Source organism: Hymenobacter actinosclerus, from assembly GCF_900111515.1.
Classification (GTDB): domain Bacteria; phylum Bacteroidota; class Bacteroidia; order Cytophagales; family Hymenobacteraceae; genus Hymenobacter; species Hymenobacter actinosclerus.
On sequence record NZ_FOHS01000002.1, the window covers coordinates 211,914 to 237,123 of the forward strand.

At 61.0% G+C, this 25,210-nt stretch carries 24 protein-coding genes; 13 read left to right on the forward strand and 11 right to left on the reverse strand.

All coding sequences use genetic code 11. From position 1 onward, the window contains the following. Window positions 1-11: 11 nt before the first annotated feature. Complete coding sequence (locus BMY67_RS07285) at window positions 12-614, reverse strand: hypothetical protein (protein ID WP_143069729.1); 603 nt, start codon at window positions 612-614, stop codon at window positions 12-14. A 155-nt stretch (window positions 615-769) separates the two neighbouring features. Further along, window positions 770-1,285: an FKBP-type peptidyl-prolyl cis-trans isomerase gene (locus BMY67_RS07290; RefSeq protein WP_092770002.1), complete on the reverse strand. Its 516-nt coding sequence runs from the start codon at window positions 1,283-1,285 to the stop codon at window positions 770-772. A gap of 207 nt (window positions 1,286-1,492) precedes the next feature. Here BMY67_RS07290 and BMY67_RS07295 point away from each other — a divergent pair, with 207 nt between their 5' ends. Further along, window positions 1,493-2,167, forward strand: coding sequence for a Dps family protein (locus tag BMY67_RS07295; RefSeq protein WP_245744943.1), 675 nt, complete (start codon window positions 1,493-1,495; stop codon window positions 2,165-2,167). A gap of 102 nt (window positions 2,168-2,269) precedes the next feature. Next, window positions 2,270-3,430 carry an SMP-30/gluconolactonase/LRE family protein gene (locus BMY67_RS07300; RefSeq protein WP_092770004.1) on the forward strand — a complete coding sequence of 387 codons (1,161 nt, stop codon included), beginning with the start codon at window positions 2,270-2,272 and terminating at the stop codon, window positions 3,428-3,430. Window positions 3,431-3,564: 134 nt separating this feature from the next. Here the strand turns inward: BMY67_RS07300 and BMY67_RS07305 are convergent, their stop codons facing one another. From BMY67_RS07305 to BMY67_RS07320, 4 genes are all read right to left on the reverse strand, one after another. Then, window positions 3,565-5,547: an AAA domain-containing protein gene (locus tag BMY67_RS07305; protein WP_317040327.1), complete on the reverse strand. Its 1,983-nt coding sequence runs from the start codon at window positions 5,545-5,547 to the stop codon at window positions 3,565-3,567. Window positions 5,548-5,650: 103 nt separating this feature from the next. After that, window positions 5,651-6,115, reverse strand: a complete 465-nt coding sequence (locus BMY67_RS07310) for a DUF6896 domain-containing protein (RefSeq protein WP_092770008.1) — start codon at window positions 6,113-6,115, stop codon at window positions 5,651-5,653. 288 nt (window positions 6,116-6,403) lie between these two features. Beyond that, window positions 6,404-6,694, reverse strand: a complete 291-nt coding sequence (locus BMY67_RS07315; RefSeq protein ID WP_092770010.1) for a NifU family protein — start codon at window positions 6,692-6,694, stop codon at window positions 6,404-6,406. A 231-nt stretch (window positions 6,695-6,925) separates the two neighbouring features. Then, window positions 6,926-9,220, reverse strand: coding sequence for an efflux RND transporter permease subunit (locus BMY67_RS07320; protein WP_092770012.1), 2,295 nt, complete (start codon window positions 9,218-9,220; stop codon window positions 6,926-6,928). Window positions 9,221-9,477: 257 nt separating this feature from the next. Between BMY67_RS07320 and BMY67_RS07325 the strand changes: the two genes are divergently transcribed. The 5 genes from BMY67_RS07325 (at window position 9,478) to BMY67_RS07345 (ending at window position 12,598) form a co-directional block, all read left to right on the forward strand. Continuing rightward, on the forward strand, window positions 9,478-9,705 hold the full coding sequence (locus tag BMY67_RS07325; RefSeq protein WP_092770014.1) for a hypothetical protein: 228 nt from the start codon (window positions 9,478-9,480) through the stop codon (window positions 9,703-9,705). Between the two features lie 112 nt (window positions 9,706-9,817). Next, window positions 9,818-10,930, forward strand: coding sequence for a type I restriction endonuclease (locus BMY67_RS07330; protein WP_092770016.1), 1,113 nt, complete (start codon window positions 9,818-9,820; stop codon window positions 10,928-10,930). A gap of 177 nt (window positions 10,931-11,107) precedes the next feature. After that, complete coding sequence (locus BMY67_RS07335; RefSeq protein WP_092770018.1) at window positions 11,108-11,401, forward strand: TIGR03643 family protein; 294 nt, start codon at window positions 11,108-11,110, stop codon at window positions 11,399-11,401. A 100-nt stretch (window positions 11,402-11,501) separates the two neighbouring features. Beyond that, the gene (locus BMY67_RS07340) at window positions 11,502-12,296 is read left to right on the forward strand and encodes a thymidylate synthase (RefSeq protein WP_092770020.1); all 795 of its coding nucleotides are present in this window, start codon (window positions 11,502-11,504) and stop codon (window positions 12,294-12,296) included. A gap of 77 nt (window positions 12,297-12,373) precedes the next feature. Further along, window positions 12,374-12,598 (forward strand): hypothetical protein, encoded by a 225-nt coding sequence (locus tag BMY67_RS07345; protein WP_092770022.1) that lies wholly within the window; start codon window positions 12,374-12,376, stop codon window positions 12,596-12,598. Between the two features lie 29 nt (window positions 12,599-12,627). Here BMY67_RS07345 and BMY67_RS07350 read toward each other — a convergent pair whose 3' ends face one another. The 3 genes from BMY67_RS07350 to BMY67_RS07360 form a co-directional block, all read right to left on the reverse strand. Next, window positions 12,628-13,476, reverse strand: coding sequence for an aminotransferase class IV (locus BMY67_RS07350; RefSeq protein ID WP_092770024.1), 849 nt, complete (start codon window positions 13,474-13,476; stop codon window positions 12,628-12,630). A gap of 113 nt (window positions 13,477-13,589) precedes the next feature. Further along, window positions 13,590-14,717: a DNA-processing protein DprA gene (gene dprA / locus BMY67_RS07355; protein ID WP_092770026.1), complete on the reverse strand. Its 1,128-nt coding sequence runs from the start codon at window positions 14,715-14,717 to the stop codon at window positions 13,590-13,592. A gap of 174 nt (window positions 14,718-14,891) precedes the next feature. After that, window positions 14,892-15,251 (reverse strand): MerR family transcriptional regulator, encoded by a 360-nt coding sequence (locus BMY67_RS07360; protein WP_092770028.1) that lies wholly within the window; start codon window positions 15,249-15,251, stop codon window positions 14,892-14,894. Window positions 15,252-15,502: 251 nt separating this feature from the next. Between BMY67_RS07360 and alaS the strand changes: the two genes are divergently transcribed. From alaS to gatB, 5 genes are all read left to right on the forward strand, one after another. Further along, complete coding sequence (gene alaS / locus BMY67_RS07365) at window positions 15,503-18,187, forward strand: alanine--tRNA ligase (RefSeq protein ID WP_092770030.1); 2,685 nt, start codon at window positions 15,503-15,505, stop codon at window positions 18,185-18,187. 156 nt (window positions 18,188-18,343) lie between these two features. After that, on the forward strand, window positions 18,344-19,018 hold the full coding sequence (locus tag BMY67_RS07370) for an energy transducer TonB (protein WP_177189737.1): 675 nt from the start codon (window positions 18,344-18,346) through the stop codon (window positions 19,016-19,018). 24 nt (window positions 19,019-19,042) lie between these two features. After that, entirely contained in the window at window positions 19,043-20,014 is a 972-nt protein-coding gene (locus tag BMY67_RS07375) for an LIC11966 family surface protein (protein ID WP_143069730.1), read from the forward strand. Window positions 20,015-20,091: 77 nt separating this feature from the next. Then, entirely contained in the window at window positions 20,092-20,886 is a 795-nt protein-coding gene (locus BMY67_RS07380) for an energy transducer TonB (RefSeq protein WP_092770037.1), read from the forward strand. Between the two features lie 123 nt (window positions 20,887-21,009). Continuing rightward, window positions 21,010-22,470, forward strand: a complete 1,461-nt coding sequence (gatB, locus tag BMY67_RS07385; protein ID WP_092770039.1) for an Asp-tRNA(Asn)/Glu-tRNA(Gln) amidotransferase subunit GatB — start codon at window positions 21,010-21,012, stop codon at window positions 22,468-22,470. Window positions 22,471-22,565: 95 nt separating this feature from the next. Here the strand turns inward: gatB and BMY67_RS07390 are convergent, their stop codons facing one another. Beyond that, entirely contained in the window at window positions 22,566-23,426 is an 861-nt protein-coding gene (locus BMY67_RS07390) for an SDR family oxidoreductase (protein ID WP_092770041.1), read from the reverse strand. Window positions 23,427-23,596: 170 nt separating this feature from the next. Next, window positions 23,597-24,463 (reverse strand): AraC family transcriptional regulator, encoded by an 867-nt coding sequence (locus BMY67_RS07395; protein WP_177189738.1) that lies wholly within the window; start codon window positions 24,461-24,463, stop codon window positions 23,597-23,599. A 215-nt stretch (window positions 24,464-24,678) separates the two neighbouring features. Here BMY67_RS07395 and BMY67_RS07400 point away from each other — a divergent pair, with 215 nt between their 5' ends. After that, window positions 24,679-25,191: a peroxiredoxin family protein gene (locus tag BMY67_RS07400; RefSeq protein WP_177189739.1), complete on the forward strand. Its 513-nt coding sequence runs from the start codon at window positions 24,679-24,681 to the stop codon at window positions 25,189-25,191. Window positions 25,192-25,210 lie beyond the last annotated feature (19 nt).

Genomic DNA, 25,210 nt, shown 5'->3' on the forward strand with positions numbered 1-25,210 from the left:
TCAAGGAGTCTTTAGTACATTTTGCGGCATTTTAGAACAACCTGCTTGTGCGTGACCGGTTCGATAAGGTAAGGAAGCCCATTTTGGGTAGAATAGGTGATTTTCACTTTATCAGTCGGGAGAACGACTTCGACCCGGTGTTCGAGTAAAAAACCCATCTCATCAAAAGAATGGCTAAGGTTCATCAAATCATAGGCGCATGTGCCGCGTAGGTAAATAGCGGCCCCATCCTTTTTGTAAATTACTCCAAATTGGCAAAACCCCTTTCTGGCAAGGGGCAATCCTTGGGGCAGGTCGGGGCACGGTAGGGCATAATCAATTTCCATTTCACTGATTACATACATTTTCTCGAACTCAAACCCCACCACCCGGTGTAGTTCGACCGTTTGTGTGCCTCCGTCGGGCAAGTTCAGGCGTTTAAGTCTGGTTAAAACGGAATCCTGCAAGCCCCCATTATTGGGTAGCTTGACTTGGTCATTAAAGCTGCTTTCCTGAGACACGTTCTTCCCGTCGATCAGGCTGAAAATGTAAAGCCCCCCTAGGGCCAGGGTAATGAGGAAGATAAGCCCGATCGATACAAGAAGCTGAACCAGCTTGTTTTTTCCTTTACGCATACTCATTTCTCTTAGGAAGTGCACTTAATAAACCTTGGTATTATATACACCTCCTTTTGAAGTAAGCCAACCAAAAGTAACGGTCAAATCAGCTAACAAAAAAGCGGGGCCAGATGGCCCCGCTTCTCATTCCGGTCAAGTTAGGTGCGTGAAACCTAGTGCTGGTGGCCGCCTTCGCCGTGGACGTGGCCGTGGTCCATTTCCTCGGCGGTGGCTTCGCGTACGTCGGCTACTTTGCCGTCGAAGTGCATCACCATGCCGGCCAGCGGGTGGTTGAAGTCCATTTTCACGGTATCGTCGCTGATTTCGACCACTTTGCCCTGCATGTGGTGGCCCTGGTTGTCGGCCATAGGCAGGAAGTTACCCACCTGCAGCATGTCCTCGTCGGTCTGGCCGTCGATTTCAAATACGCTGCGAGGGATGTCAACTACGGCCTGGGCATCGTAGTCGCCGTAGGCCTGCTCGGGGGTGAGGCTGAAGCTGAACGCGTCGCCGGTGTTCTTGTCGGCGAGCTGGCGCTCAAACTCTTCGGGCAGGCCGCTCTGGCCGAACAGAAACACCATGGGCGCATCGGTATCGGCCGATTCTACGAGTACTTTCTCCTGGTTTTCGTCGGTTACGCTCAGGTCGTAGGTGATGGTAACGACTTTGTTGGCACTGATCTGCGTCATGGCGGGGAAGGATGGGTAGGCAAAAAGAATAGCTGCTAGTTACGGAAATACCGGCAAAAGGGACGGACGAAACGGATAATTTGAGACGCTGTATATTGTATTAAAGGGGTATAAAATTTAGGTATTCCAGTTAAAAACTGCAAGCTCAACCAGAACCCGGGGCGCTTAATCCGGTTTTAACTCCTGTACAATTCAACCCCTGCTTCTATGCATATCCTTTCTGCGGCCACTGCATCTCATGCCGTATTCCGTTCCCTGCTGTGCGCCGGCGCGCTGTGCGCCCTCACCACCTTTTCGGCCCAGGCCCAGCGCCGCACCCCGCCTGCCACCACCGACAACATGGGCACCACCGCGCCCATAAACGCGCCCACGCCGCCGCCGGCCCAGACCGGCCTCAACTACCGCAACCCCGCCGCCGACGAGCGGATTCCGATGGAAGCCGCCAAGCGCGACGCCGTAGCCAAGGAAATGCAGGCCACGGTCGCCGAGTTGCTCGAACTCTACCACGATGCCAAGCAAAGCCACTGGAACCTGCGCGGCCCCCTGTACTACCAGCTCCACGAGGTGTTGCAGGAGTACGCCGAAACCTACCTCAAGTACACCGATATCATGGCCGAGCGGGCCCTGCAGGTAGGCCGCCCCATCGACGGCCGCACCGGCGTAATAGCCGCCACGGCCGATTTAGGCGGCTACCCCGGCGGCTTCCTCGAAGACCGGCAGGTACTCGATTTGATGAGTAGCCGCGTGGATATCGTAGCCAAGCGGGTGCGCGAGCGAATCGAGCGGGTGGGCAAAATCGACGAAACGACCTCCAACCTACTCCAGGAACTCAGCCACGACCTCGATAAGCAGGCCTGGCAGCTGCGCGTAACCCAGCAGTAAATAACTGCCAGTTCGCTTAAAGCGCCATGCCCCGGCCGGCTGCTGCCTTCGGCGGCATGGCGCTTTGGCCGGCAGCCTCTTTACACACCTGTCTTTAACTGTATGAAATCCTTCCTGCTTCTACCGCTGAGCCTGGCCGCGCTGCTGGCCGGCTGCCAATCGAACCCGGCCGCCACCGAAACGGCCGCTACCACCGCGCCGCCGGCTGCTACCCCGGCCGCCAGCGCCCCGGCCGATACGATGGGCGTGCCGGCCGGCACCATCCCCACGGTGGGCAGCCCGCAGCTGCTGTTCACGCTGCCCGACACCCACAACACGCCCGACGGCCTGGCGCTAAGCCCCGAGGGCCGCATTCTGCTGTCGGTGCCCAATCTGGCCGACAACAGCCAACCGGCCTCCATTGTGGAAATCGTGGGCAACGCCTACAAGCCCTTCGCCCCCAACCTGCCCGTGGAGCCGACCACCCAAAAGGCCGCGCCCATGGACCTGGCGTTCGGGCCCGACGGCAACGTGTACTACGCCGAAAACCAGTACGAAAACAGCAAGAAGTACGTGTCGCGGCTCATGCGCATCAACATGCAGAATGGCCAGCCGGGCCGCATCGAAACCGTGGCCGACAGCTTTGCGCTGGCCAACGGCGTGGTGTGGAAGGACAATCTGCTGTATGTAACTGATAGTCAGTGGGACCTGCCCGGCAACGACAAAGGCTCGGCCATCATGCGCTTCACGCTTGATGAGTTGCAGAAGTCCGGCGGCCCGATTCACCTCCGGCCTAAAACCCGCGACCCGCACGTGCTGGCCCTGTTCACCACCAATGTGAACGAAACCGGCGTGGATAACGGGGCCGACGGCATCGACTACGACCGCCAGGGCAACCTCTACACCGGCTCGTTCGGCGACGGCACGTTCTACAAAATAAGCCTCAAGCCCGACGGCACCTTCGCCAGCCAGCAGGCCGTGCCCCTGACCGGCGACAAAATCACCTGCATCGACGGCTTCGTGATTGACCGCAAAACCGACAAGGCCTACATCACCGGGGCCCGTCAGAACGCCATTTTCGTGGTCGATTTGAAAACCAACAACGTGACGACCCTGGCCCAGAACCCCGACACCGACGGCGCAAACGGCAAAATCGACCAGCCCGCCGAAGTGCTGCTCAAGGGCAACCGCCTCTACATCAGCAACTATGACAACCCGGTGAAGCACTTCGTAAACACGAAGTCCGATGCTCCGCACACCGAGTCGTATGTGGAGTTGAAGTAGCTTGGCAGGGGCTAAAAGCAAGAAGAACGTCATTCTGAGCAGAGCGAAGAATCTCGCGTGCCATGCTAACTCCTAATGATAGGATTACTTTGGCACGCGAGATTCTTCGCTCTGCTCAGAATGACGTTCTTTTCTCAACCCTCCAGCTCCCAGGCCGTGCGGTAGGCGCCGATGCGCTCGGTGTAGTCGATAAAGGCTTTGTAGAAGGGGTGGGCGCCCAGCGTGGCCGAGTCGCCGATGAGCAGCAGCTTTTTGCGAGCCCGGGTCATGCCCACGTTCATGCGGCGGATGTCGGAGAGGAAACCGATTTCGCCCTGGGGGTTGCTGCGGGTGAGGCTGATGGCGATGATGTCGCGCTCCTGGCCCTGAAATGAGTCGACGGTGCCCACGCTCAGCATCCGGTGCTCCATGAGGCCCACCAGCTCGTCGTTCTCCTCGATGGCGTCTTTGAGGTAGTTGATTTGGGCGCGGTAGGGTGCGATGACGCCAATGGTGAGCAGGTCGGTTTCGTGGTCGACGGGGTCGTAGGGCTCCAGCAGCTGGGCCAGGCGCTTGAGCAGCAGGTCGGCTTCTTCGGGGTTGGCCGTCGAGCGGCTTTCCTCGATGGTGAGCTCCTGGAAGCCGAAGCCGGCCGTGTCGAGAAACTCCACGGCCAGGTCGGGGGCGAAGCGCGGGTCGTAGGCGGGCAAGTCGGCGTGGGCCACGGCAGGGGCGGCTTTGAGGCGGCCGTCGTAGAACTGCTGGGAGCTGAACTGCATAATCAGCTCGTGCATGCGGTACTGGGTTTCCAGCATGCGGGCCACGCCGGGCTGGCGCTTGATGCACTTCTCGAACAGCGTTTCGCGCAGCCCCTCGCGGGCCGCTTTTTCGCTTTTCACGGTGGGCGGCAGCTGCTGATGGTCGCCGGCTAGCACTACGCGGCCCGCCTTGGAAATCGGAATCCAGGAGCCCGGCTCCAGGGCCTGGGCGGCCTCGTCGATGAACACGGTTTCGTAAGTCAGGTGGCGGATGGCGCGGTTGCCGGCCCCCACCAGCGTGCAGGTTATCACCTGCACCTGCTCCAGCAAATCCTCGGTAATGTAGCGCTCCAGCTGGTCCGATTCCTGGAGCAGCTCGTGGGCCTGCTGCTTGAGCAGGCGGCGCTGCTCGCGCTCCTCCCAGCCGAAGTGCTTCTTGAACTTGCCGGCCGCTTCGCGGTACTGCTCAGCGGTCTGGCGCAGGCTCCGCAGCTCGGCGTAGCTCTTGTGATTCATAATCTGGGCATCGAGCGTGTGCTGCAACAGCAGGTCCGACACCCGCGAGGGGTTGCCCATCCGAATCACGTTCACGCCACGCTCGGCCAGCTTTTCGGTGAGCAAGTCCACGGCCGTGTTGCTGGGGGCGCACACCAGCACCCGCCGCTCGCGCCGGATGGTTTCCAGAATGGCCTGCACCAGCGTGGTGGTTTTGCCGGTGCCGGGCGGGCCGTGGATGATGGCCACATCCTGGGCCGCCAGCACGTGGCGCACGGCGGCCAGCTGGCTCTCGTTGAGGGGTGAAGGGTAGTAGAGCGTGGCTTCGGCCTCGGGCCGGAAGCGGGCCGGGCGGGCGCCCAGCAGCACGTCGCGCAGCTCGGCCAGGCGCGAGTCGTAGGCCCCCATCACCTTGCCCAGGGCGTAGTCCATCTCGCGGTAGCTCACCTCGTCGAAGGTCAGATCCACGCCCAGCTTGCCCTCGTCGGTCCAGTCGGGCAGGTCTTCCTTGGTGGTGCTGAGGCGGATTTTGTTGCGCTTAACGCTGGTAACTACGCCCGAAAGCGTGGGACGGTCGGAGGCGGCGCGGCCGGGGATGTTGGCAAACAGCGCGGCGTTTTTGCCCACCTGAAACAGGTGCAGCCCGCCCTGGCCCCCCTGGCGCTCCAGCTCCAGCACGAGCTTTCCGCCGAAGCCAATGTCTTCCTGAATTATCTTGACCGGGTACCAGGTGAGGCCCCGGCGCTGGCGCTCGGCAATGCTGGCCTGGGCGCTCTTGATTTTAAATTGCTCGTAGTCCTCCTGCTGCTCCAGCTTGAGAAGGGCCTGCACCTTGCGCAGCTCTTTTTCGAGGGCGTAGGGCTCGGTATAAGTAGGTTGTGTCAACAGATTCTATGCTTTTGGATTCGTTAGGCTAACAACGAAACCGGGCAAATGGTGGCCGTAAGGTCGGGAGGAAATTGGGAAACTAGCTCGCATGGCCGGCTAGTTACACTGAACGGAAAAGTCGACTCTTACTGAGCTTGTAATAATCATTTGTGTAGAAATATACATCATCGCTAGCCACTAACTCTCCTTCACTAAGCAATTTATAAATCGTTGCCATGATTAGCTTGTGACAAATATCCAAGTCATAGCATCCCTTCAAATCAAGACTTTGCAAATAGTGAGCTGCTAACCAAGGGTCTATACCAAAAACCGTATTACCCGCATCCCCTCTGAAGTCAAAATCAATGATTCTATCCTTGTATTTAACCCAGCATCCAATCCCGTGGAAATCGTATTCCAATTCCATTTCAGGAATCTCTCCTGATTTATACATGGCCTTCTGCCACGTTTGAGAAGTGCCTCGCTTTTCTCCCTCTGCTTTAAGAATGCCAACCACTAAAGTAACATCAGCCAGATATTGCTTTAATACAATATTGATAAAGATAGGATTTACATCGAAGGCCATATTGAGTGTCGTAGTCAGTATCTATTATACGTCTAGCTGTAGCGACGTTTACGCTCGCGACATAAGCACCTACTCATTGAAGCCCCAGCGGGGCGATACGAACAGTTCAACGATTGGGGTTTCCCCGCTAGCGCTGGCGCTTTTAAACATGCACTATAATCTTATGCTACCGATGTATCGCCCCGCTGGCGCTTCAGAATCCGAACTGGTCGTGGAACCACCGCGCCCCGCTTCCACCAATGAAACGGCGGGAGCGGGGCGCGACGAAAAAAGTGTTCAATAACAACCCTAGCGAACCTGGCCGGCGGGTTGCTCGCTCATGGGCGTGACGTTGATGGCTTCGACGGACCGGATTTCGGGCACGGCTTTCTTTACCGATTCCTCCACGCCGGCCTTGAGCGTCATCGGCGACATGGGGCAGGTACCGCAGGCGCCGAGCAATTCCAGGCGCAGCACCATGTCGTCGGTGATTTCGAGTACCCGCACGTTGCCACCGTCGGCGGCCAGGTAGGGGCGGATGCCGTCGAGGGCCTGCTCGATACGGGGCAGCAGCGGGTGAGAGTCGACGGATACTTCCATGAATTGCGGTTTTTGGGTGGTGCTTGAGCAAAGATAGCCTTTCTGGCGGGGCTACCGGTGTCAACCAGCGGAGCGGACAGGAAGTTCGGGAGTAGAGGAACGTCATTCAGAGCACAGCGAAGAATCTCGCGTGCTGACGTTGAATTAGCACACCGGCATCAGCACGCAAGATTCTTCGCTGCGCTCTGAATGACGTTCCTCCACTAACCACTAACCACTAAACACTCCCGCCTACGGCACGACCACTTCCTTGATAATAGCTTTGGGCTCGTGCTTATACAGCCACAGAATCAGGATAGGCAGCAGCGTCAGCTCGGCCACCACGCCGAACAGCAGCGTCAGGCCAATCAGGAAACCCACGTAGAAGGTGCCGTCGAAGGAGGAGAACAGCAGCGTGGAGAAGCCGCCCACCAGAATCAGGGAGGTGACGACGACGGCTTTGCCGGCCATCAGGTAGGTTTTGCGCACCGCCCGGAACAGGTTGTCTTCCTTGCCCAGCACCAGCTTGAGTTTGCTCATAAAATGGATGGTATCGTCGACGGCAATGCCGAAGGCGATGGTGAAGATGATGCTGGTGCTCACCTTCATGCTCACCCCGGCCAGGCCCATCACGCCGGCCACAATCAGGATGGGCACCAGGTTGGGGATGAGCACTACCACAGTCATACGCAGGCTCCGGAACAGGGCCAGCACGATGATGGTCACCATCACGATGTCGAGCGTCATGCCGGTAATCATGTCGCGGCTCAGGTTCTCGTTGTTCTTGTCGATGAGGTTGGCCGAGCCCGTGAGCCGGGTCCGGAGCACCGTCGGGTCGATGGCCGTGCGCAGGAACTGGTGCAGGCCGGTGTTGAGGCCGTGGATGCGGACGCTGCCCACGTCGGCCATGCGACCGGTGAGGCGGCCCTGGGAGGCATCGGGCAGGGCCAGGGCCCGGAACTCGGGCTTCTGCCGGAACAGCTTCACCTTGCGCAGCAGCCGCGCCAGCTCGGCCTCGTCGGCGGGCAGGCGGTACTCTTCCACCAGGCCGCCGTTCAGGGCCTTGCGCACCGATTTTATGATGGTAACCGGCGAGGCCACGAAGTTGAGGCCGTAGCTTTTCTGTAGATAATTTTCAATCTGCTCGGTTTCGCGCAGCACTTCCAGATCGAACACCGTGCGGCCGGGGCCGGGCTGCAGGGCCAGCTCAAAGGGCCGCACGCCGGCAAACTGTTCCTCAAAAAACCGGAAATCCAGCTTCACCGGGTCGTTTTTGGAGAGGTCATCCAGCAACGCCGAGTTAATGCGGATGGTGGAGGCCGAGGCCACCGACAGCACCAGCACCACGGCGCTGATGCCCACCACCCAGTGCCGCCGGGCCAGCACCTGCCGGAACAGGCGGCCCAGCACCCCGTCCCAGCTGTGGCCCTGCTCGCGCGGCACCCGTAGCTGGGGCTTTTTGAGCAGTGCCAGCATGGCCGGCAGCAACGTGAAGCTCAGCACAAATGTGAGCAGCACGGCAATGCCCGTAAACAGCCCGAAGTTGTAAATGGGCCGGATGGAGCTGGTCATCAGCGAGAAGAAGCCGATGCTGGTCGTCAGGGCCGACAGCCCCGAGCCGAAGGCCGACTCGCGCATGGCCACCAGCAGGGCCGTCTTTTTTTCGGCCCCGTAGCCCAGCTCCGTGATGTAGCGCGTGATGAGGTGAATGGTGTCGGACATGCCCACCACAAACAGCATCACCGGCAGCAGGGCCGTCATCAAATCAATGCTCACCCCGAAAGCCGACATCACGGCCAGTCCCCACAGAATGGCCCCCAGCACCACCACCAGCGGCAGCACCACGCCCCACCAGGTCCGGAACGTGAGCCACAGCAGCCCCGTCACGAGCAGCACCGACAGGCTCATAAACAGCACCAGCTCGCCCTGCAGCCTATCCACGAACACCGACTGGGCCACCTGCTTGCCGGCCAGGTGGTACTCGCTTTCGCCGAAGCCCTGGCGGCCCAGCTCGCGGCGCAGCGCGGCCAGCAGCGAGTCGCCGGGCGGCTTGCTCAGGTTGGGCGAGGTCTGGAACAGGATGGTGGCGGCGCGGGCATCCCGCGAAATCAGGTTGCCCACCAGCCCCGGCGTGCGGTAAATCAGGGCCGAATCGAGGGCGCGGCGGGCGGGCTCGCGGGGGTGCAGGTAGGGCAGGTTGAACACGCCCGGCCCCTCCACCACGGGGTTCACGGCGTTGGTCGGCGACGACACGCGCAGCACGTGGGGCCGGCCGGCCAGAAACCGGGTCAGCGAATCGAGCCGCACCAGAAAGTCGGGCTCGAACACGGTCTGGCCCGCGGGGGCCTCCAGGCCCAGCAGCACGTAGTCGTTGTCGTTGCCGAAGCGGTCCGCATACTGCTCGTAGTAGTCGAGGTCGGGGTCGCCGGCGGGGTAGAAGTCGTTGAAATTGTAGTTGAAGCGCAGCTGGGCTACGAAAAACACGGCCAGGGCCGTCAGCAGCCCAAGGGCCCACAAAGTCAGGTGCGCGTAGCGGCGAAGGGGCATAGGGTAAGGAGCGCAGCGAAGGCCTTGGCCGGCGTGGGCAGCACGGTGTTCGGGCCGAAGGGCATAGGGTAAGGAGCGCAGCGAAGGCCGGGAAATTAGGCTCCGGTTTTACGCATCGTGGCACAGTACAAGCTATTCGTTGATTAATCCTGTATAGTCGCTGGAATTTCGGCCAGCATTGCGTACTTTAGGGGCAGCCGAAACCCAACCGCTGCTTTCGGCCATTTGTTTCCCTCATGTCCATATTTCCCTTTCTCATGAAAAACGTCCTGCTTGCCCTCGCCCTGTTTGCTTTCACCGCCTCAGCCGCCACCGCCTCGGAAGGCGGCAAGGGCGACAAAGGTAAGAAGGCCAAAAAAGCTACTACCGAAGCCAAAGCCGAATGCGCTATGGCCAGCACGCCCTCGTGCTGCATGAAGAAGGACGCCAAAACCAGCACCGCCGCCACGACCCCGGCCGCCAAGCCTGCTACGAAGTCGTTGTAGGAATTCGTAAAGCCTATTTTTCAAAAAGACCACTCAAATCGAGTGGTCTTTTTGTATTTTCCGGGTAAGTACTTACATTCAGCCACTTTTACTTCTTATTCCTAAAATCTACATGGAGCTTATCGACCAACTTACTAATCTGGCCTCGCGGGTGCAGAAGCAGTTAGCACACATTCAAACCGAAGAGGCAACCAAAACGGCACTGGTAATGCCTTTTATCAATGCGCTGGGTTATAATGTATTCGACCCGACCGAAGTAGTACCCGAGTTCATCTGTGATATTGGCACGAAGAAGGGCGAGAAGATTGATTACGCCATCATGCGCGACGGCATGCCTATCATTCTCATTGAGTGCAAGCGCGTAGGCGGCGACCTGACCATTAACAACGCCAGCCAGCTGTTCCGCTACTTCCACGTTACGGAGGCCCGTATTGCCATTCTGACCAATGGCTCGACGTACCGGCTGTTTACTGATTTGGAGCAGCCCAACAAGATGGATGAACGGCCTTTCATGGAATTTGACTTGTTCAATTTTCAGGAAAACGACGTAGCCGAAATCAAGAAACTCAGCAAACCATCCTTCAACATTGAGGATATGCTGTTTGCCGCGCATAATCTGAAATACATGCGGGCTTTCAAGAGGTATTTCGACGAGCAGTTCACTCAGCCCTCCGCCGACTTCATCAACTTTGTGTCGAAGCAGGTCTACGACGGGGTGCTGACCCCAAAGCTGAAGGACCAGTTCAGCGCCCTGGTTCACCGCTCGTTTCATCAGTTTCTGAACGACAAAATCACGATGCGGCTGCGCTCCGCCATGGTCGATACCAACAGTAGCATGCTGGCTCCCGAGCTACCGCCGCCGCCCGCTACCGAAGTTGCCGGGTTGACTGCCGTAGAATCAGATGACAAGGAAATCGAAACGACGGTCGAAGAAACCGAGGGCTTTATGATTGTGCGGGCTATTCTGCGCAAGATGGTGGCCGTCAACCGGGTGGTCATGCGCGACGTGCAATCATATTGCGGTATCCTGCTCGATGACAACAACCGTAAACCCATTTGTCGCCTGCATTTTAATGGTAGCAAAAAGTACGTAACCATGTTTGACGTTGAAGGCGGGGAGCGGGTGAATATTACCTCGCTTGATGAGCTGTACGAACTGGCTACCCGAATTCGGGCCGCAGTTCAACGCTACGAGAAGAAGCCCGAACAGGCCCCTGCTGAGTAACCAGCCTGGCGTATATCACTGCCACGAAAGCCACTCACAAAATGAGTGGCTTTTTGCTGTTAAAGCCGGCCAGTGGCGTGAGGTACTGCCGTAGCAGGTGCCAGCGCTCAAAACATCGGCCCCCAGCCGGCCGTTGTACCGGCGTCGGATACTCTTGCCCGGCGCAACCCCTGCCGTATGTCCGCGACGCCCATTCCCGCCGAATTATCGCCCGAAGACATCAATCGCGTCATAGAAATGGGCTGGGAGGACCGCACGCCTTTCGAAGCCATTGAGGCGCAGTTTGGTCTGGCCGAGAAAGACGTTATTGCCCTCATGCGCCGCGAAATGAAAGCTTCCTCGTTCCGGATGTGGCGGGCGCGCGTGAGCGGCCGGGCCACCAAGCACCGCGCCCTGCGCTCCGGCGCCGTAAATGGTTTCAAAAGCAACCAGCAGCGCAGCATTTCGCTCAATAAAATCAGCAAACGGTAGGGGAGTAGCCGGCGTGCGCCGGCCGCCGCCAGCCAGGCAAAGCCGCCCCAGTCGGGCGGTTTTTCTACTTTTGGCCCTTCAACCCGCCTCTACCGCCCACATGCGCCAGTACCACGACCTGCTCCAGCACATCCTCGACCATGGCACCCGTAAAACCGACCGCACGGGCACCGGCACGCTCTCGGTGTTCGGCTACCAGATGCGGTTTGATTTGCAGGCCGGTTTCCCGCTGGTGACCACCAAAAAGGTGCACCTCAAAAGCATCATCCACGAGCTGCTCTGGTTTCTGCGCGGCGACACCAGCAACCAGTCGCTCGAAGACGTGGGCGTGAGCATCTGGCGCGAGTGGGCCGATGCGCACGGCGAGCTGGGCCCCATCTACGGGCAGCAGTGGCGCAGCTGGCGCGCCCCCGACGGCCAGAGCATCGACCAGATTGCCCAGATGGTGCACCTGCTGCGCACCCAGCCCGACTCGCGCCGCATGGTGGTGAGTGCCTGGAACGTGGCCGACCTGCCCCAGATGCGCCTGACGCCCTGCCACGCCCTGTTCCAGTTCTACGTAGCCGATGGCCGCCTCTCGTGCCAGCTCTACCAGCGCTCGGCCGACGTGTTCCTGGGCGTGCCGTTCAACATTGCTTCCTACGCCCTGCTCACGCTCATGATGGCCCAGGTAACGGGCCTGGAGCCCGGCGAATTCATCTGGACCGGCGGCGACACCCACCTCTACAGCAACCACCTCGAACAGGCCGCCCTGCAGCTCACCCGCGCCCCCCGGCCGCTGCCCGTTATGCGCCTCAACCCGGCCGTAACCGACATTTTTGCTTTTCAGTACGAGGATTTCACGCTGGAAAACTACGACCCCTGGCCCGCTATCAAAGCTCCGGTGGCAGTATAGCGCCGATGTAGAAAGCTGGAAATGTGCAAAATTTTGGCGGTAAAATCCGGCCTGCTGTTCCGGTCCGTACATGGGCGATGCTGATTTCACCATCTGCCCCCGACCCGAACGACGACGACCCTGATGCCCCGCTGGGGCTGTCGCGCAAGCACCGGGCCTGGGTGGCTCTTTATTCGCTGGAAAATCCGGCCTTCGACCGCCGCCAGATCCTGCGCCAGAACGATGTAACCGAGGCCGATCTGGTAAACCATCTCGAAAGCTGGATGCAGCTGCTGCGCCAGCACAATCAGAAACAGCGCTGAATGAGCCAGGAAAACATCAGCCCGCGCGCTTAGCTTCGGGTGGCCAGGTCGGCGGCCAGCAGCCGCAGCAGCAGCGGGTGTTGCGCCGAGTCGAACCTCCGGCCTTCCACCTGCTGCACTGGCCGCAACCCGGCCACGCTGGCCGTAAACACGGCCTCGGCCGCCAGCAGCGCATCTGGCTCGTACAGGCCCTCATGCCAGACCACGCCCAGCTGCGTCGCCACAGCGCGCAGGTGCGCCAGTCGCACGCTGCTCACGCCGCCCGCCGTTTCGGCCGGCACGTACACGGCATCCTTGCGCACCCAGCCCACGGCCGCCGCGCCCGCCTCGGCCACGTGCCCCGCCCCCGACAGTAGCAGCAGCTCATCGAGCCCGCGCTGCTCCCGCTCGCGGGCTGCCAGCACGTACAGCAGCGCATTAGGGCCCTTGCAGAATGACACCGGGCTAAGCTGGGTGCGCACCGTAGTGCCGAAACCAGCCAGGGCCACCGGCGCCGTGCGTTCCTCAAACGGCCGGGCCGTAACCAGCCATTCGGCCGTTATGGCCTGGCCAGTGGCCTCGGGGGGCGCGTAAAGGCCACCGCCCGGCCGCCAGAGCTGCAGCCGAAGCCGCTGCGGCGCGGCTGGCTGAGGCTGGGCTCCCACAAGCCGGGCCAGGGTGGCCGTTAAGGCTTCGAGCGTGGCCAGCGCCGCGGGCAACGGCAGGTCCAGGGCAGCGGCGGCCCGCTGCATCCGGGCCAGGTGCTGCGGGCCGTAGCGCAGGCCGCCATCAGCCCACACCAGCGTCTCGAAGAAGCCATCATTGAACTGCAGGCCGCGGTTTGGCAGCGGCAGCGCAAACGTAGATTCTGGGTGGAGCTGATTGTTGCAGAGGAGCATTTTATTGAGCTGTTAGCGTTTGGATGGCAGAGGACACTAGGCCGCCACACTACGGAGCACTACAGGAGGCATAAAGGACAAGGGCTGGAAGCGGACAGCTCTTGGCGAACAACTTAAATTAGCGCGAACCGCTTGCCGGGCAGCGCCTTTATCACCCCGCCGAATTCCAGGCTCAGCAATATGCCGGCCACCAGATGCACCGGCAGCTGGGCCTTCCAGGCCAGCGTGTCGAGGTGCTCTTCGCGGCCGGGGGTAGCTTGCAGCACGGTCAGCAGGCCGAATTCGTCGGCCGTAAAATCGAGCGGGTCGAAGGCTTTAGGTGATTTGGGTCGGCCGTGCAGGTGCAGGGCCAGGTCCCAGTTGAGCAGCTGCTCGATGTCGCGGGGCTCGGAGTAGAGGGCGGCTTTGTTGCTCTTGATGAGGTCGTGGCATCCCTCGGAGGCCGCCGAGCCCAGGGGCCCCGGCACGGCCAGCACGTCGCGGTCGTAGCCCTGGGCCAGGTCGGCCGTTATCAGGGCCCCGCCTTTTTTGGCCGCTTCCACTACCACCGTGCCGTCCGAAAGGCCGGCGATGATGCGGTTGCGGGCGGGGAAGTTGTACTTGTCGGGCGGAGTGCCGAAGGGGAATTCGGTGAGCAGGCCGCCCTGGGTGAGCATCTTCTCGGCCGTTTTGCGGTGCACAGCCGGGTACAGGACGTCGAGGCCGGTGGCCATCACGCCCACCGTTTCCAGCCCTTCCTGCAGCGCGGCGCGGTGGGCGGCAATATCAATGCCGTAGGCCAGGCCGCTGACGATGAGCGGGCGGTGGGCGGCCACGCCCTTGATGAGCCGCTCGGTTTGCTCGCGGCCGTAGTCGGTGGCCTGGCGGGTGCCCACCAGGGCCAGCGTTTTGGGGTGGTTGAGGTCGGCCGTGCCCTGGTAGTAGAGCAGGGCGGGGGCGTCGGGCAGCAGCTTGAGCCGCGCCGGAAACGCCTTGCTGGTGTAGAACAGCAGCTGCACGCCCTCTTTCTCGGCCCGCCGCAACGCCGTTTCGGCCTGGTTTAGGGCCTCGGTGCGGGGCTTGCCCACTAGCAGCTCCACCGTTTTCGGACCTACGCCCGGAATCCGCAGCAGCTTGCCCGGCGGCAGGTGCAGGGCGTTGCGGGCCGAGCCGGCGTAGCTCATCAGCTGCCGCGTGAGTTGCGGCCCCACATTCGGGAACAGCGTCAGGGCGACTTCGTGGAGCAGGGTGTCGTCGTTCATTATAGTCGCCTCACCCCCTAGCCCCCTCTCCGAAAAAGGAGAGGGGGAACTAGCTTCTAGTTTTTAAAAGCTGGTTTGGATTAGGGGCTAGAAATAATAGTTTTGAAAAGCTAAAAACTAGTTCCCCCTCTCCTTTTTCGGAGAGGGGGCTAGGGGGTGAGGCGCAACACCAGGCTATGAGGAGGCCTTGCCCAGCGCGTCCAAATCCTTCTTCATCGTCACCATAAACTTGCGGACTTTCTCCAGGCTTTGGATGACGTCGATTTTCTCCTTGAGCTGCGGGCCTTTCTGCTTGAGCAGGTCGCGGGCGCCGGGAATCGTGTAGCCGCGCTCCTTCACCAGGTGGTAGATGGTGCGGAAAATATCGATGTCCTGGGGCGTGTAGAGGCGGTTGCCCTTCTTGCTCTTGCGCGGGCGCAGCTCGTCGAACTCCGTTTCCCAGAACCGGATCAGCGAGGGTGCCACGTTGAACTGCTGGGCCACTTCGCCGATGGTGAAGTACTGCTTCTCAATTTCGCGGTCTTGGTAGGTCATGGGGGGGGGAGTGGTAGGGCCGGGCGGCGGCTTCGGGCATGACAGGCGGGCCAGCGGCCGACAGCGGATAAGGCAATGCCCGGCCAAAGGCGGGCGCTACATTTTTCCCTTTTGTCTCAGCCGGCTACCTTTACGGGTAGCGCCATGGGGTTTGATGGCGAAAAATAGCTAAAAACCCGGTTGCCGCCAATTCCCGGCGGTGGCTTCCTCTCTTCTTCACCGAACGGGCGCCCGCCGCGCGCCCCTGCCCAATGCTCCCAACCGCTTCTCACGTCCGCCAGCAGTTCCTCGATTTCTTCGCCTCCAAAGGCCACCATATCGTGCCCTCGGCCCCGATTGTGGTCAAGGACGACCCGACGCTGCTGTTCATCAACTCGGGCATGGCCCCGTTCAAGGATTACTTCCTGGGCAACAAGCCGGCACCCTTCAAGCGCATCGCCGATACGCAGAAGTGCCTGCGCGTATCGGGCAAGCACAACGACCTCGAAGAAGTAGGCTACGACACCTACCACCACACCATGTTCGAGATGCTCGGCAACTGGTCGTTCGGGGATTATTTCAAGAAAGACGCCATTGCCTGGGCCTGGGAGCTGCTCACCGAAGTCTACAAGCTCGACCAGGACCGCCTCTACGTTACCTACTTCGAGGGCGACGCCGGTGACGGCCTCGGCCCCGATACCGAGACCCAGGAGTTGTGGCGCACCTACACCACCGACGAGCGGATTCTGCCCGGCAACAAGAAGGATAACTTCTGGGAAATGGGCGACACCGGCCCCTGCGGCCCGTGCACTGAAATCCACATCGACCTGCGCGACGAGGCCGAGCGGGCCCAAAAGCCGGGGGCCGAGCTGGTGAATGCCGACCACCCGCAGGTGGTCGAAATCTGGAACAACGTGTTCATGGAGTTCGAGCGCCGGGCCGATAAGTCGCTGCTGAAACTGCCTCAGCAGAACGTAGATACGGGCATGGGCTTCGAGCGTTTGATGATGGCCGTGTCGGGCGTGAAATCCAACTACGACACCGACGTTTTCCAGCCCCTGATTCAGTTCATCGCCAAGGAAGTCGGCGTGGAATACCACGGCACCTCCCCGGCCACCGTCACCGACCAGCCGGCCACCGAGAACGAGAAGACCGACATTGCCATCCGCGTCATTGCCGACCACATCCGCACCATCGCCTTCACCATTGCCGACGGCCAACTCCCGAGCAACGTAAAGGCCGGCTACGTGATTCGGCGCATCCTGCGGCGAGCTGTGCGCTACGCGTTTTCGAGCCTGAACCAGAAACAGCCGTTTTTGTACAAAATCGTGCCGGTGCTTGCCGACCAGATGCGCGGCATCTTCCCCGAACTCAAGCAGCAGCAGCAGTTCGTGCAGCGCGTGGTGGAAGAGGAAGAAATCAGCTTCCTCAAGACCCTCGAAAACGGCCTGCGGCGGATTGACTCCCTTGAAGAAGGCTTCCGCCAGAACGGCAACCGCATCGACGGCCCCACGGCCTTCGAGCTGTCCGACACCTTTGGTTTCCCCCTCGACCTGACGGCCCTGATTGCCCGCGAAAAGGGCCTGAGCGTGGATGAGCAGGGTTTTCAGCAGGCCCTGGCGGCCCAGAAAAGCCGCTCGCGCAATGCCCAGGAAGCCGAGCAGAGCGACTGGACCATTGTTCTCGAATCGGAGGAGCAGCCCGCCTTTGTGGGCTACGACCAAGCCGAGGCGCCGGCCCGCATCCTGCGCTACCGCCGCACCGACCGCAAGGGAAAAACCGAGTACCAGGTGGTGCTCGACCAGACCCCGTTCTACGCCGAATCGGGTGGGCAGGTGGGCGACACGGGCTACCTGGAATCGGCCCTGAGCAAGGTGCGGGTAATCGACACCAAAAAGGAAAACGACCTGATTGTGCACACCGTGCTGGAGCTGCCCCAGGACCTGGAGGCCGAGTTTACGGCCCGCTACGAGCCCGCCCGCCGCGCCCAGATTATGCGCAACCACACCGCCACCCACCTACTGCAAGCCGCCCTGCGCGAGGTGGTGGGCACCCACGTGGCCCAGAAAGGCTCGCTGGTCAACGAAAAGCTGCTGCGCTTCGACTTCTCGCACTTCACCAAAGTAACCGACGACCAACTCCGGCAGGTGGAAACGCTGGTGAATGCCCGCATCCGCCAGCAGATTCCGCTGGACGAGCGCCGCAACGTGCCCATAGCCGAGGCCAAAAACCTGGGCGCCACGGCCCTGTTCGGCGAGAAGTACGGCGAGTTCGTGCGCGTCATCACCTTCGACCGTGAGTTTTCGGTGGAGCTCTGCGGCGGCTGCCACGTGCGCACCACCGGCGACATTGGCTACTTTAAAATCACGAGCGAAAGCGCCGTGGGCGCGGGCGTGCGCCGCATCGAGGCCGTAACGGCCGAGGCCGCCGAAGCCTTCGTGAACCAGCAGCTGGACCTGCTGGGCCAGGTGCGCGAGGCCCTAGGCAACCCCCAGCACCTGCTGCCCGGCATCGAAAAGCAGACCGAGGAAATTGCCGCCCTGCGTAAGCAAATCGACCAGTTTGCCCAGCAGAGCATCAACCAGCAGCGCGAGCAGCTGGCGGGCCAGGTGCAGCCACTGGGCGAAGTGAACTTCCTGGCCGCCCAGGTGCAGGCCACCTCGGCCGAGGGCCTGAAAACGCTGGCCTTCCAGCTCCGGCAGGCCGTGCCCAACCTGGTAGCCGTGCTCGGTGCCGAAATCGAGGGCAAGCCCCAGCTGGCCGTGATGCTGGCCGACGAACTGGTGGAAGCCGGCAAGCTCAACGCCAGCACCCTGGTACGTGAGCTGGCCAGGGAAATCCAGGGCGGCGGCGGCGGCCAGCCGTTCTTCGCCACGGCCGGCGGCAAGAACGCGGCCGGTTTGGGCGCGGCTATTGATAAAGCCCAGGCGCTGGTAGAAAAGGGGCTGGCGGGGTAAGAGAAGACCGTTGATTAACAATTCAGGAAAGAAGATCTGCAACCGATAACGTGTGCCTAATCCGACTGAATCAGCATGAATCTAAAAAACAAGTATGGGGGATTAAGCAGGGGCTTGTTAGCAGGTTTGCTGCTAAGCGGACTGGTGCCCTCCGCGGTGGCGCAATCACTCAACGAGTATTTCTCCCAGCACCCCGAAAGCCAGACGAGCGCTGGTTTCGACTCTAATTACGTCCGTACCGATACGTTGCAGGAAGCTGCCGGGTCCAAACGCTACATTCGCTACTATGCTTCCGGGCAAAAGCAGCTCGAGGTATTGACAAGGAAAGGCAAACGCCAGGGGCCCCAGACCCGCTGGTTTGAAAATGGCCAGATCCAGGCCGTGGAGGAGTTCACCGACAACCACCGCAATGGTCAGTTACTGAGCTATTACCCGAATGGGCAGCTCCGGCGCCGCGAGCAGTATAAAGCGGGTAAGCAGCGCGGGGCCGAGTGTTTTGCGCCTGATGGGCAGCCGCAGCCCTGCACCGAATTTCTGCGCTATCCGGAGTATCCGGGTGGGATCCTGCAGCTGCAGACAACTATCCAGGAGCGAACGACTTATCCGCCTACCCGCCTCCGGGCCCAAATTCAGGGCCAGGTGAAGGTGAAGTTTATTGTCGACAAAACCGGGGTGGTGCAACAAGCGGAGGTGGTTAAAAGCGCCGATCCGGCCCTCGACGCCGAAGCCCTGCGGGTGGTGAACAGCCTGCAGGGTTGGCAGCCCGGCCGCCTCGACGGGGACCCGGTGAACGTAGAGTTCACGCTGCCGGTCACCTTCTCCATCAGGTAATTTTTCCACCCTTTACCCTATTCTATGCGCCTTTCTACTTTGCTATTAACTGCCGGCCTGCTCTCGGCGGGCTTCACCCCGGCCGCCCGGGCCCAGACGTTTACCGACCCCGGCGCCTACAACAACTTCATCGTGGGCGAGCAGCGGGCCATGCTCAAGAAAAACCTGCGCTATATCAGCAAATCGGCCCACTCGACCAACGAGAAGAAAGTGGACGCCAAGCGCCAGGATTTGGTGAAGCAAACCGAACTCTCGCTGCAGAAACTGGCCAGGCTGCCCGCCTATAAAGACGACAAGGGCTTCAAGGAGCAGACCACGGAGGCCTTCTACCAGCTGCTGAAGGTGTACTCGGAGGACTACAAGGCCGTGGATTTGCTGGCCGCCACCCGCACGGCCACCGTAGAAAACATGGAACGCTACTTCCAGCTCCAGGAAGTGGCCGAGCGCAAAATGCAGGTGGTCAACGATTCGGTGGATGCCGCCCAGCTGCGCTTCGCCCGCCGCCACGGCATGACCATTTCCGAAGACCCCGAGGGCCGGCGGCTGGCCCAGTACATGCGGCAGGTGTCGGAGGTGAACCAGTACCAGCACCAGGTGTACCTGGCCCAGTTCCGGCTGGAAAAGGCCAGCGCCTGCCTCATTGATGCGCTCAACGCCCGCGACGCCGCCGGCTTCGAGCAGGCCCGCCAGCAGCTGGCCACCGATGCCCAGACGGCCACGGCGGCCCTGCAACCCATTGCGCCCTTCCGCGGCAAAGACGCCCGCTACCGCGACGCGGCCCGCAACCTGGTGAACTACTACGCCGGTTTCGCTACCACCCAGGCCCCTCAGATTCAGGAGCTGCTCACCCGCCAGGACCGTTTCACGAAGGCCGACGCCGACCGTATGAACGGCCTGGTAGGCGGCTACAACACTCAAAACGTGAAGCTGGTGAATGCCTACAACCAGGCCGGCAACGCCTTCCAGGCCACCTACATCCCGGTGTTCAACGACTAGGGAGGGTAGAAAGCACAGCCTTACGCTGCGTTTTATCAGGCTTTTCGCCGCCCTGCTTACATTTCCTGTTCCTTGCGATGAAGCACAAATTAGTACTTCTCCTCCTGTTGCTCCTCGTTGCCGCTGGTCCATTGCTGGCTGCTCCCGTGCCCGATAGTGCGCGCGTTACGCATAGCACCGAGTATCAGGACCGCCAATTTCGTCGCTCGACATCTGCTGAAGGGGCGGTTTATCGGGTAGAGACTACGCTGATTGACAGCATTCGGGGCATAGAAAGGCTCTATTCGCTTCCCAGCGGTAAGCTCTATTCTTACCAGGCTTTCATAATTGGAGAAGACAAAGTATGGCACGGCTCTTACCTGGAATTCTATGAAGACGGGAAAACGCGTCTGCAGCAAATCTATGTGCAGGGGGAGGTGCAGGGGGAGCGACGCACGTATTACGCGACCGGGGTGCTGCGCCGTAGGGAACAGCTAACTCCCGGCCAGCCTATTACCGGCGAATGTTTCGGGCCCGATGGGCAGCCGATTGCCTATTTCCCCTTTGAGCAGATGCCAGCCTACCCAGGCGGAACGGACGCTCTATTGAGAGACATAGGCCAAAAATTGGTTTACCCCAACCGGGCGCTAAGAGACCAGGTGCAGGGATTTTTAATAGTAAAATTTACCGTCGCTGTAGATGGCCACTTACAGCATGTGCGGGCCCTTGAGTTGCCTGCGGAGGCGCCAGCCAGCTTGCATCGTACTTATCTCTATCTGGGGGATGCCGCCGCGCAGTCTGTTCGTCGTCTCAGGCTTTTTGAACCGGGCAGGCGGGAGGGCGAGCCGGTGGCAGTAGCTTATGAGGTGCCGGTTTCATTCAGTATTCGGTAGCGCGAAAGCCTATTTGATCTGAGTACGCTGTCCTGCTAACTATACCAACTCCCCCGAACCTTAAGTATCTTCACGCCTGCAATCAGCGTAATCAGCCGCCCAATCCGCGGCAATCTGTGATTCATGGACGAACATATCAAAGCCAAATACCAGCCCGTCATCGGCCTCGAAGTACACGCCCAGCTGCTGACCCGCAGCAAGATGTACTCGGCCGACGAAAACGAGTACGGCGCCCTGCCCAACCATAACCTGAGCGTGATTACGCTCGGCCATCCCGGCACGCTGCCCCGCGTCAATCACTCGGCCATCGAGTTTGCCATGAAAATGGGCCTGGCCACCAACTGCCACATCCGGCGCGACAACCTGTTTGCGCGCAAAAACTACTTCTACCCCGACCTGCCCAAGGGCTACCAGATAACCCAGGACAAAACACCCATCTGCACCGGCGGCCACGTGGAAATCCGCCTCGCCGATGGCGCAACCAAGCAAATAGGCATCACCCGCATCCACATGGAGGAGGACGCGGGCAAGAGCATGCACCTGGCCGGCGAAACCGAAACGCTCGTGGATTTGAACCGGGCCGGCGTGCCGCTCATCGAAATCGTGTCAGAGCCCGACATCCGCGACTCGGAGCAGGCCTACGCTTACCTGGCCGAAATCAAGAAGCTGGTGCAGTACCTGGGCATCTGCGACGGCAACATGGAGGAAGGCTCGCTGCGCTGCGACGCCAACGTGAGCGTGATGCTGCACGGGGCCGCCGCGTTCGGCACCAAGGTAGAGGTGAAGAACATGAACTCGTTCCGCAACGTGCAGCGGGCCATTGAGTACGAGATTGAGCGCCAGATTGAGCTGCTCGAAGCCGGCGAGGTTATCGACAGCCAGACCCGCGGCTTCGATGCCCCAACCGGCACCACCGTGGCCCAGCGCAGCAAGGAAACGCTCAACGACTACCGCTACTTCCCCGAGCCCGACCTGCCGCCCGTCATCATCGACGACGCTTGGCTGCACCGCATGCAGGAGCAGATGCCGGCGTTGCCCCAGCAGCTATACGCCCGCTTCACCGGCGAGCTGGGCCTCTCGGACTACGACGCTTCGGTGCTGACGGCCGAGAAGGAGTTGGCGCTGTATTTTGATGAGCTGACCCGCCTGAGCCCCAACGCCAAGGCCGCCGCCAACTGGGTAACCGGCCCCGTAAAGGCTTACCTCAACGAGCGCGCCCTCACCCTAGCCCAGTTCCCGCTCACAGTTCAACACCTGGCCGACATCATCGGGCTTATCGACGACAACAAAGTGGGCCACTCGGTAGCCAGCAAGCAGCTGTTCCCGTACCTGCTCGAAAACCCCACCCAAAGCGCCGCCGCCGCCGCCGAGGCCCAGGGCCTGTTGCAGCAACCCCAGGACGCCGGGGCCCTGGAAGCCATGATTCAGCAGGTGCTCGATGCCAACCCGGCCAAAGTGGCCGAATACCGCGCCGGCAAAAAAAGCCTCACCGGCATGTTTATGGGCGAGCTGATGAAGCTGACCGGCGGCAAAGCCGACCCCAAGCTGGCCAACCAGCTGCTGCGCCAGCATCTCGACGGCTAAGCCGAGCCAATGCAATGAATGCGGCCAACGTAGTGGCCCACCCAAAAAAGACCCGCACAGTGGCGGGTCTTTTTTATGGCCAGCCAACGCTGCTGTTACAGTTGATACAGCAGCTTCACACCTTCTGTCAGTGCCGTGGGCTGATGGCCCAGGATGGTGGCCAGTTCGGAGCTGACCTGCGCTTCCTGGCCGTTTTGAATGTCCGTCATGAACCCAATGGTGCGCTCAATAACCACGGCCGGTACCCCGCGCTGCTGCATGCCCGCCGCGAAGCTGGCCTGCCCGGCGGGCGTGTATGCTACCGGCCGGCCCGAGGCTGCGGTGAGGGCCGCCGCCACATCGTGGAAGGAGTAGGCCGCGCTGCCCGTAAAGTGATACGTGCGGTTTGCACAGCCATCAGTCAGCAGCACATTGGCAATGGCTTCGCCCATTTCGCGGCGCAGGGCGTAGGCCACCCGGCCCTGGCCCGCCGGCAGATGAATGCCCGTTTCCAGCACCTGTGGCCCCGTAAATAGCGGCAGCGTATCCATGTACAGGGCGTTGCGGAACAGCACATAGGCCAACCCGCTCGCCCGGATGTACTCTTCCGTCTGGAAGTGGCGCTGCATAAGCTGGTTAACCAGGGTGGCCGGATTCTGGAGTGCCCGGCTGGTGTAGGCCAGGCAACGCACGCCGGCCCGTCGGGCAGCGTCAATCACGTTGAAATGCTCTTGCAGCGCCTCATCATCGCCGCCGCCCGATATGAGCAGCACCTTTTCGATGCCCTGCATGGCGCGGTCCAGCGCGGCCGGGTCGGCGTAGGTGCCCACGCGGATGTGCACGCCCCGGGCCTGTAAATCGGTTGCTTTGGCTTCGTCGCGCACCAGCGCCGCCAGTTGTGAGGCGGGCGTTTTTTGCAGGAGCGTGTGTAGTACGGCCGTGCCTAAGTGGCCGGTAGCGCCGGTTATTAATATCATGGTGCAAGGGGTTGTTGGTGGATGGCCAAGCAGCGCTGCATGGCCCTGGCTGGGCTATAGAAGCCTGCGCCGCGGGTTGGCCGGAAGTGCTGGCACAAAGTTGCGGCTCGTAGTCAGTCGGCAGAATGGCCACAGGGCGGCAATGCATGGCGAAAGGGCGCTAAACGAACTCAGTTTACCTGCCGGTAAGCGGTAGGCGAAAGGCCGGTGTGCTGCTTGAAAAACCGGCTGAAAGCGAACTGGTCGGCAAACTGCAGGCTCGCGGCCACCTGGCAAACCGGTATCGTGGGGTTCTGGAGCAGAGTTCTGGCTTCCAGCACTACTGCCTGGCTGATCCAATTGCTCGCGGTTCGGCCGGTGGCCTCCTTCACCAGGGCATTGAGGTACTTGGGCGTAACGCAGAGCGCGGCGGCATAGAACGTTACGCGCCGCTCGGTGGTACAGTGCGTTTGCACAAGCTGCCGGAAACCGGCCGCCAGCGCCTGGTTTCGGGGTGTGGCGGCCGGTGACGCGGCCAGCGGCTGGTCGTAGCTGCTGGCTACCTCATAAAGCAGGCTGATGAGAATGTTTTGCAGGATGTGGGTGCGCTGCACGTGGGGCGTGCGATACTTCTGCTGCAGGAAGCGAAGTGAGGCGCCAATGCTGGCCGCTTCCGGGGCCGAAAGCTGGCAGACGTGCGCAGCGGGAGCCACCAGAAAGCGGAGCCGGTTGGTAGCCGCGTGGTGGTGGGTGATGAATTCGCGGGTAAAAAAGATGGACAGCGTGTCGTAATCGTCGGTTACATGCTGCCACTGCTTGATCACCTCCGGCGTTGCCAGCAGCAGGCAGCCGGGCGTTACAACGTAAGGGGCCAGGTCGACGGTCAGTTCGGCCCGGCCCCGTAGGCAGAGGCTGATTTTGTAATAGTCGCCGCGGTAGGGCTGATGCAACGGAATCCGGGGCCGGCCGGTCGCATAATCGGGCACAAAAACATCGGGCGCGGCTTGCGCTTGGCAGGTAAACGCCTGTAGCTGGTAGGTTGGAATGGACGCTTTCATGAGCAGGCCGGTGGCAGTATGGCAGCAATGCGCCGGACGACAGCACGTAGCCCGACCCCCGAAGATAGGCCGCCGGATGGCGCCGGAAAGATGGTATGCACCGTACCTCGGGCCCGCCCGCGTGGAGACCATCAGGGAAAGCAGCCGGGCGGCCGATCTGTAGTGCGGGTGAAATCCGTAGATTGGCCGACAATTCACCTGCTCACGGCCAACCCATGCGCGCCTTCTACCTTGGACTCCTGTTGCTACTGCTGCTGGGTAGCTGCCAGCGGCTGGGCGCGCCGGCTACGCCCGGTGATGCTACCGAGAACCGCCGCGACAACCGCCCCGCCTCGCCCGATTTCACCCTGCCCACCACCGACACGACCCTGACGCTGCGCAGGCTGCGCGGTAGCTACGTGCTGCTCGATTTCCGTGCCCCCGGCTGCGCCGAGTGCGCGGCCCAGAATGCCAACCTGCGCAAAATATACGGTCAGTTCAGTAGCCGGGGCCTGGTTATGGTGAGCGTGTGGAACGCGGCCGACCCGGCCGCATGGCGCGCGGCGTTGCCCGCCGAGTCGCTGCCCTGGGCCCAGGCCCTGGACCAGTCGGGCGAGGTGAGCCGGGCGTATGGCGTGAAGCAGCCGCCGGTGGCCGTGCTGCTCGACCCGCGCGGCTACGAGCTGGCCCGCAACCTGCGCGGCACCGACCTGGGCCAGGAAATCTCGGTACACATTCCGCTGGATTAATTCTCGGCGCCGGGCGCCG

What these genes read in the sequence shown, in the direction of transcription:
- BMY67_RS07315 (WP_092770010.1), bottom strand. Translation starts at nt 6,694, where the DNA reads ATGGAAGTATCCGTCGACTCTCACCCGCTGCTGCCCCGTATCGAGCAG.
- BMY67_RS07345 (WP_092770022.1), top strand. Translation starts at nt 12,374, where the DNA reads ATGCTGATTTCACCATCTGCCCCCGACCCGAACGACGACGACCCTGAT.
- BMY67_RS07290 (WP_092770002.1), bottom strand. Translation starts at nt 1,285, where the DNA reads ATGACGCAGATCAGTGCCAACAAAGTCGTTACCATCACCTACGACCTG.
- BMY67_RS07400 (WP_177189739.1), top strand. Translation starts at nt 24,679, where the DNA reads ATGCGCGCCTTCTACCTTGGACTCCTGTTGCTACTGCTGCTGGGTAGC.
- BMY67_RS07390 (WP_092770041.1), bottom strand. Translation starts at nt 23,426, where the DNA reads ATGATATTAATAACCGGCGCTACCGGCCACTTAGGCACGGCCGTACTA.
- BMY67_RS07300 (WP_092770004.1), top strand. Translation starts at nt 2,270, where the DNA reads ATGAAATCCTTCCTGCTTCTACCGCTGAGCCTGGCCGCGCTGCTGGCC.
- gatB (WP_092770039.1), top strand. Translation starts at nt 21,010, where the DNA reads ATGGACGAACATATCAAAGCCAAATACCAGCCCGTCATCGGCCTCGAA.
- BMY67_RS07320 (WP_092770012.1), bottom strand. Translation starts at nt 9,220, where the DNA reads ATGCCCCTTCGCCGCTACGCGCACCTGACTTTGTGGGCCCTTGGGCTG.
- BMY67_RS07350 (WP_092770024.1), bottom strand. Translation starts at nt 13,476, where the DNA reads ATGCTCCTCTGCAACAATCAGCTCCACCCAGAATCTACGTTTGCGCTG.
- BMY67_RS07395 (WP_177189738.1), bottom strand. Translation starts at nt 24,463, where the DNA reads ATGAAAGCGTCCATTCCAACCTACCAGCTACAGGCGTTTACCTGCCAA.
- BMY67_RS07295 (WP_245744943.1), top strand. Translation starts at nt 1,493, where the DNA reads ATGCATATCCTTTCTGCGGCCACTGCATCTCATGCCGTATTCCGTTCC.
- alaS (WP_092770030.1), top strand. Translation starts at nt 15,503, where the DNA reads ATGCTCCCAACCGCTTCTCACGTCCGCCAGCAGTTCCTCGATTTCTTC.
- BMY67_RS07380 (WP_092770037.1), top strand. Translation starts at nt 20,092, where the DNA reads ATGAAGCACAAATTAGTACTTCTCCTCCTGTTGCTCCTCGTTGCCGCT.
- BMY67_RS07310 (WP_092770008.1), bottom strand. Translation starts at nt 6,115, where the DNA reads ATGGCCTTCGATGTAAATCCTATCTTTATCAATATTGTATTAAAGCAA.
- BMY67_RS07340 (WP_092770020.1), top strand. Translation starts at nt 11,502, where the DNA reads ATGCGCCAGTACCACGACCTGCTCCAGCACATCCTCGACCATGGCACC.
- BMY67_RS07285 (WP_143069729.1), bottom strand. Translation starts at nt 614, where the DNA reads ATGCGTAAAGGAAAAAACAAGCTGGTTCAGCTTCTTGTATCGATCGGG.
- BMY67_RS07375 (WP_143069730.1), top strand. Translation starts at nt 19,043, where the DNA reads ATGCGCCTTTCTACTTTGCTATTAACTGCCGGCCTGCTCTCGGCGGGC.
- BMY67_RS07325 (WP_092770014.1), top strand. Translation starts at nt 9,478, where the DNA reads ATGAAAAACGTCCTGCTTGCCCTCGCCCTGTTTGCTTTCACCGCCTCA.
- BMY67_RS07330 (WP_092770016.1), top strand. Translation starts at nt 9,818, where the DNA reads ATGGAGCTTATCGACCAACTTACTAATCTGGCCTCGCGGGTGCAGAAG.
- dprA (WP_092770026.1), bottom strand. Translation starts at nt 14,717, where the DNA reads ATGAACGACGACACCCTGCTCCACGAAGTCGCCCTGACGCTGTTCCCG.
- BMY67_RS07360 (WP_092770028.1), bottom strand. Translation starts at nt 15,251, where the DNA reads ATGACCTACCAAGACCGCGAAATTGAGAAGCAGTACTTCACCATCGGC.
- BMY67_RS07335 (WP_092770018.1), top strand. Translation starts at nt 11,108, where the DNA reads ATGTCCGCGACGCCCATTCCCGCCGAATTATCGCCCGAAGACATCAAT.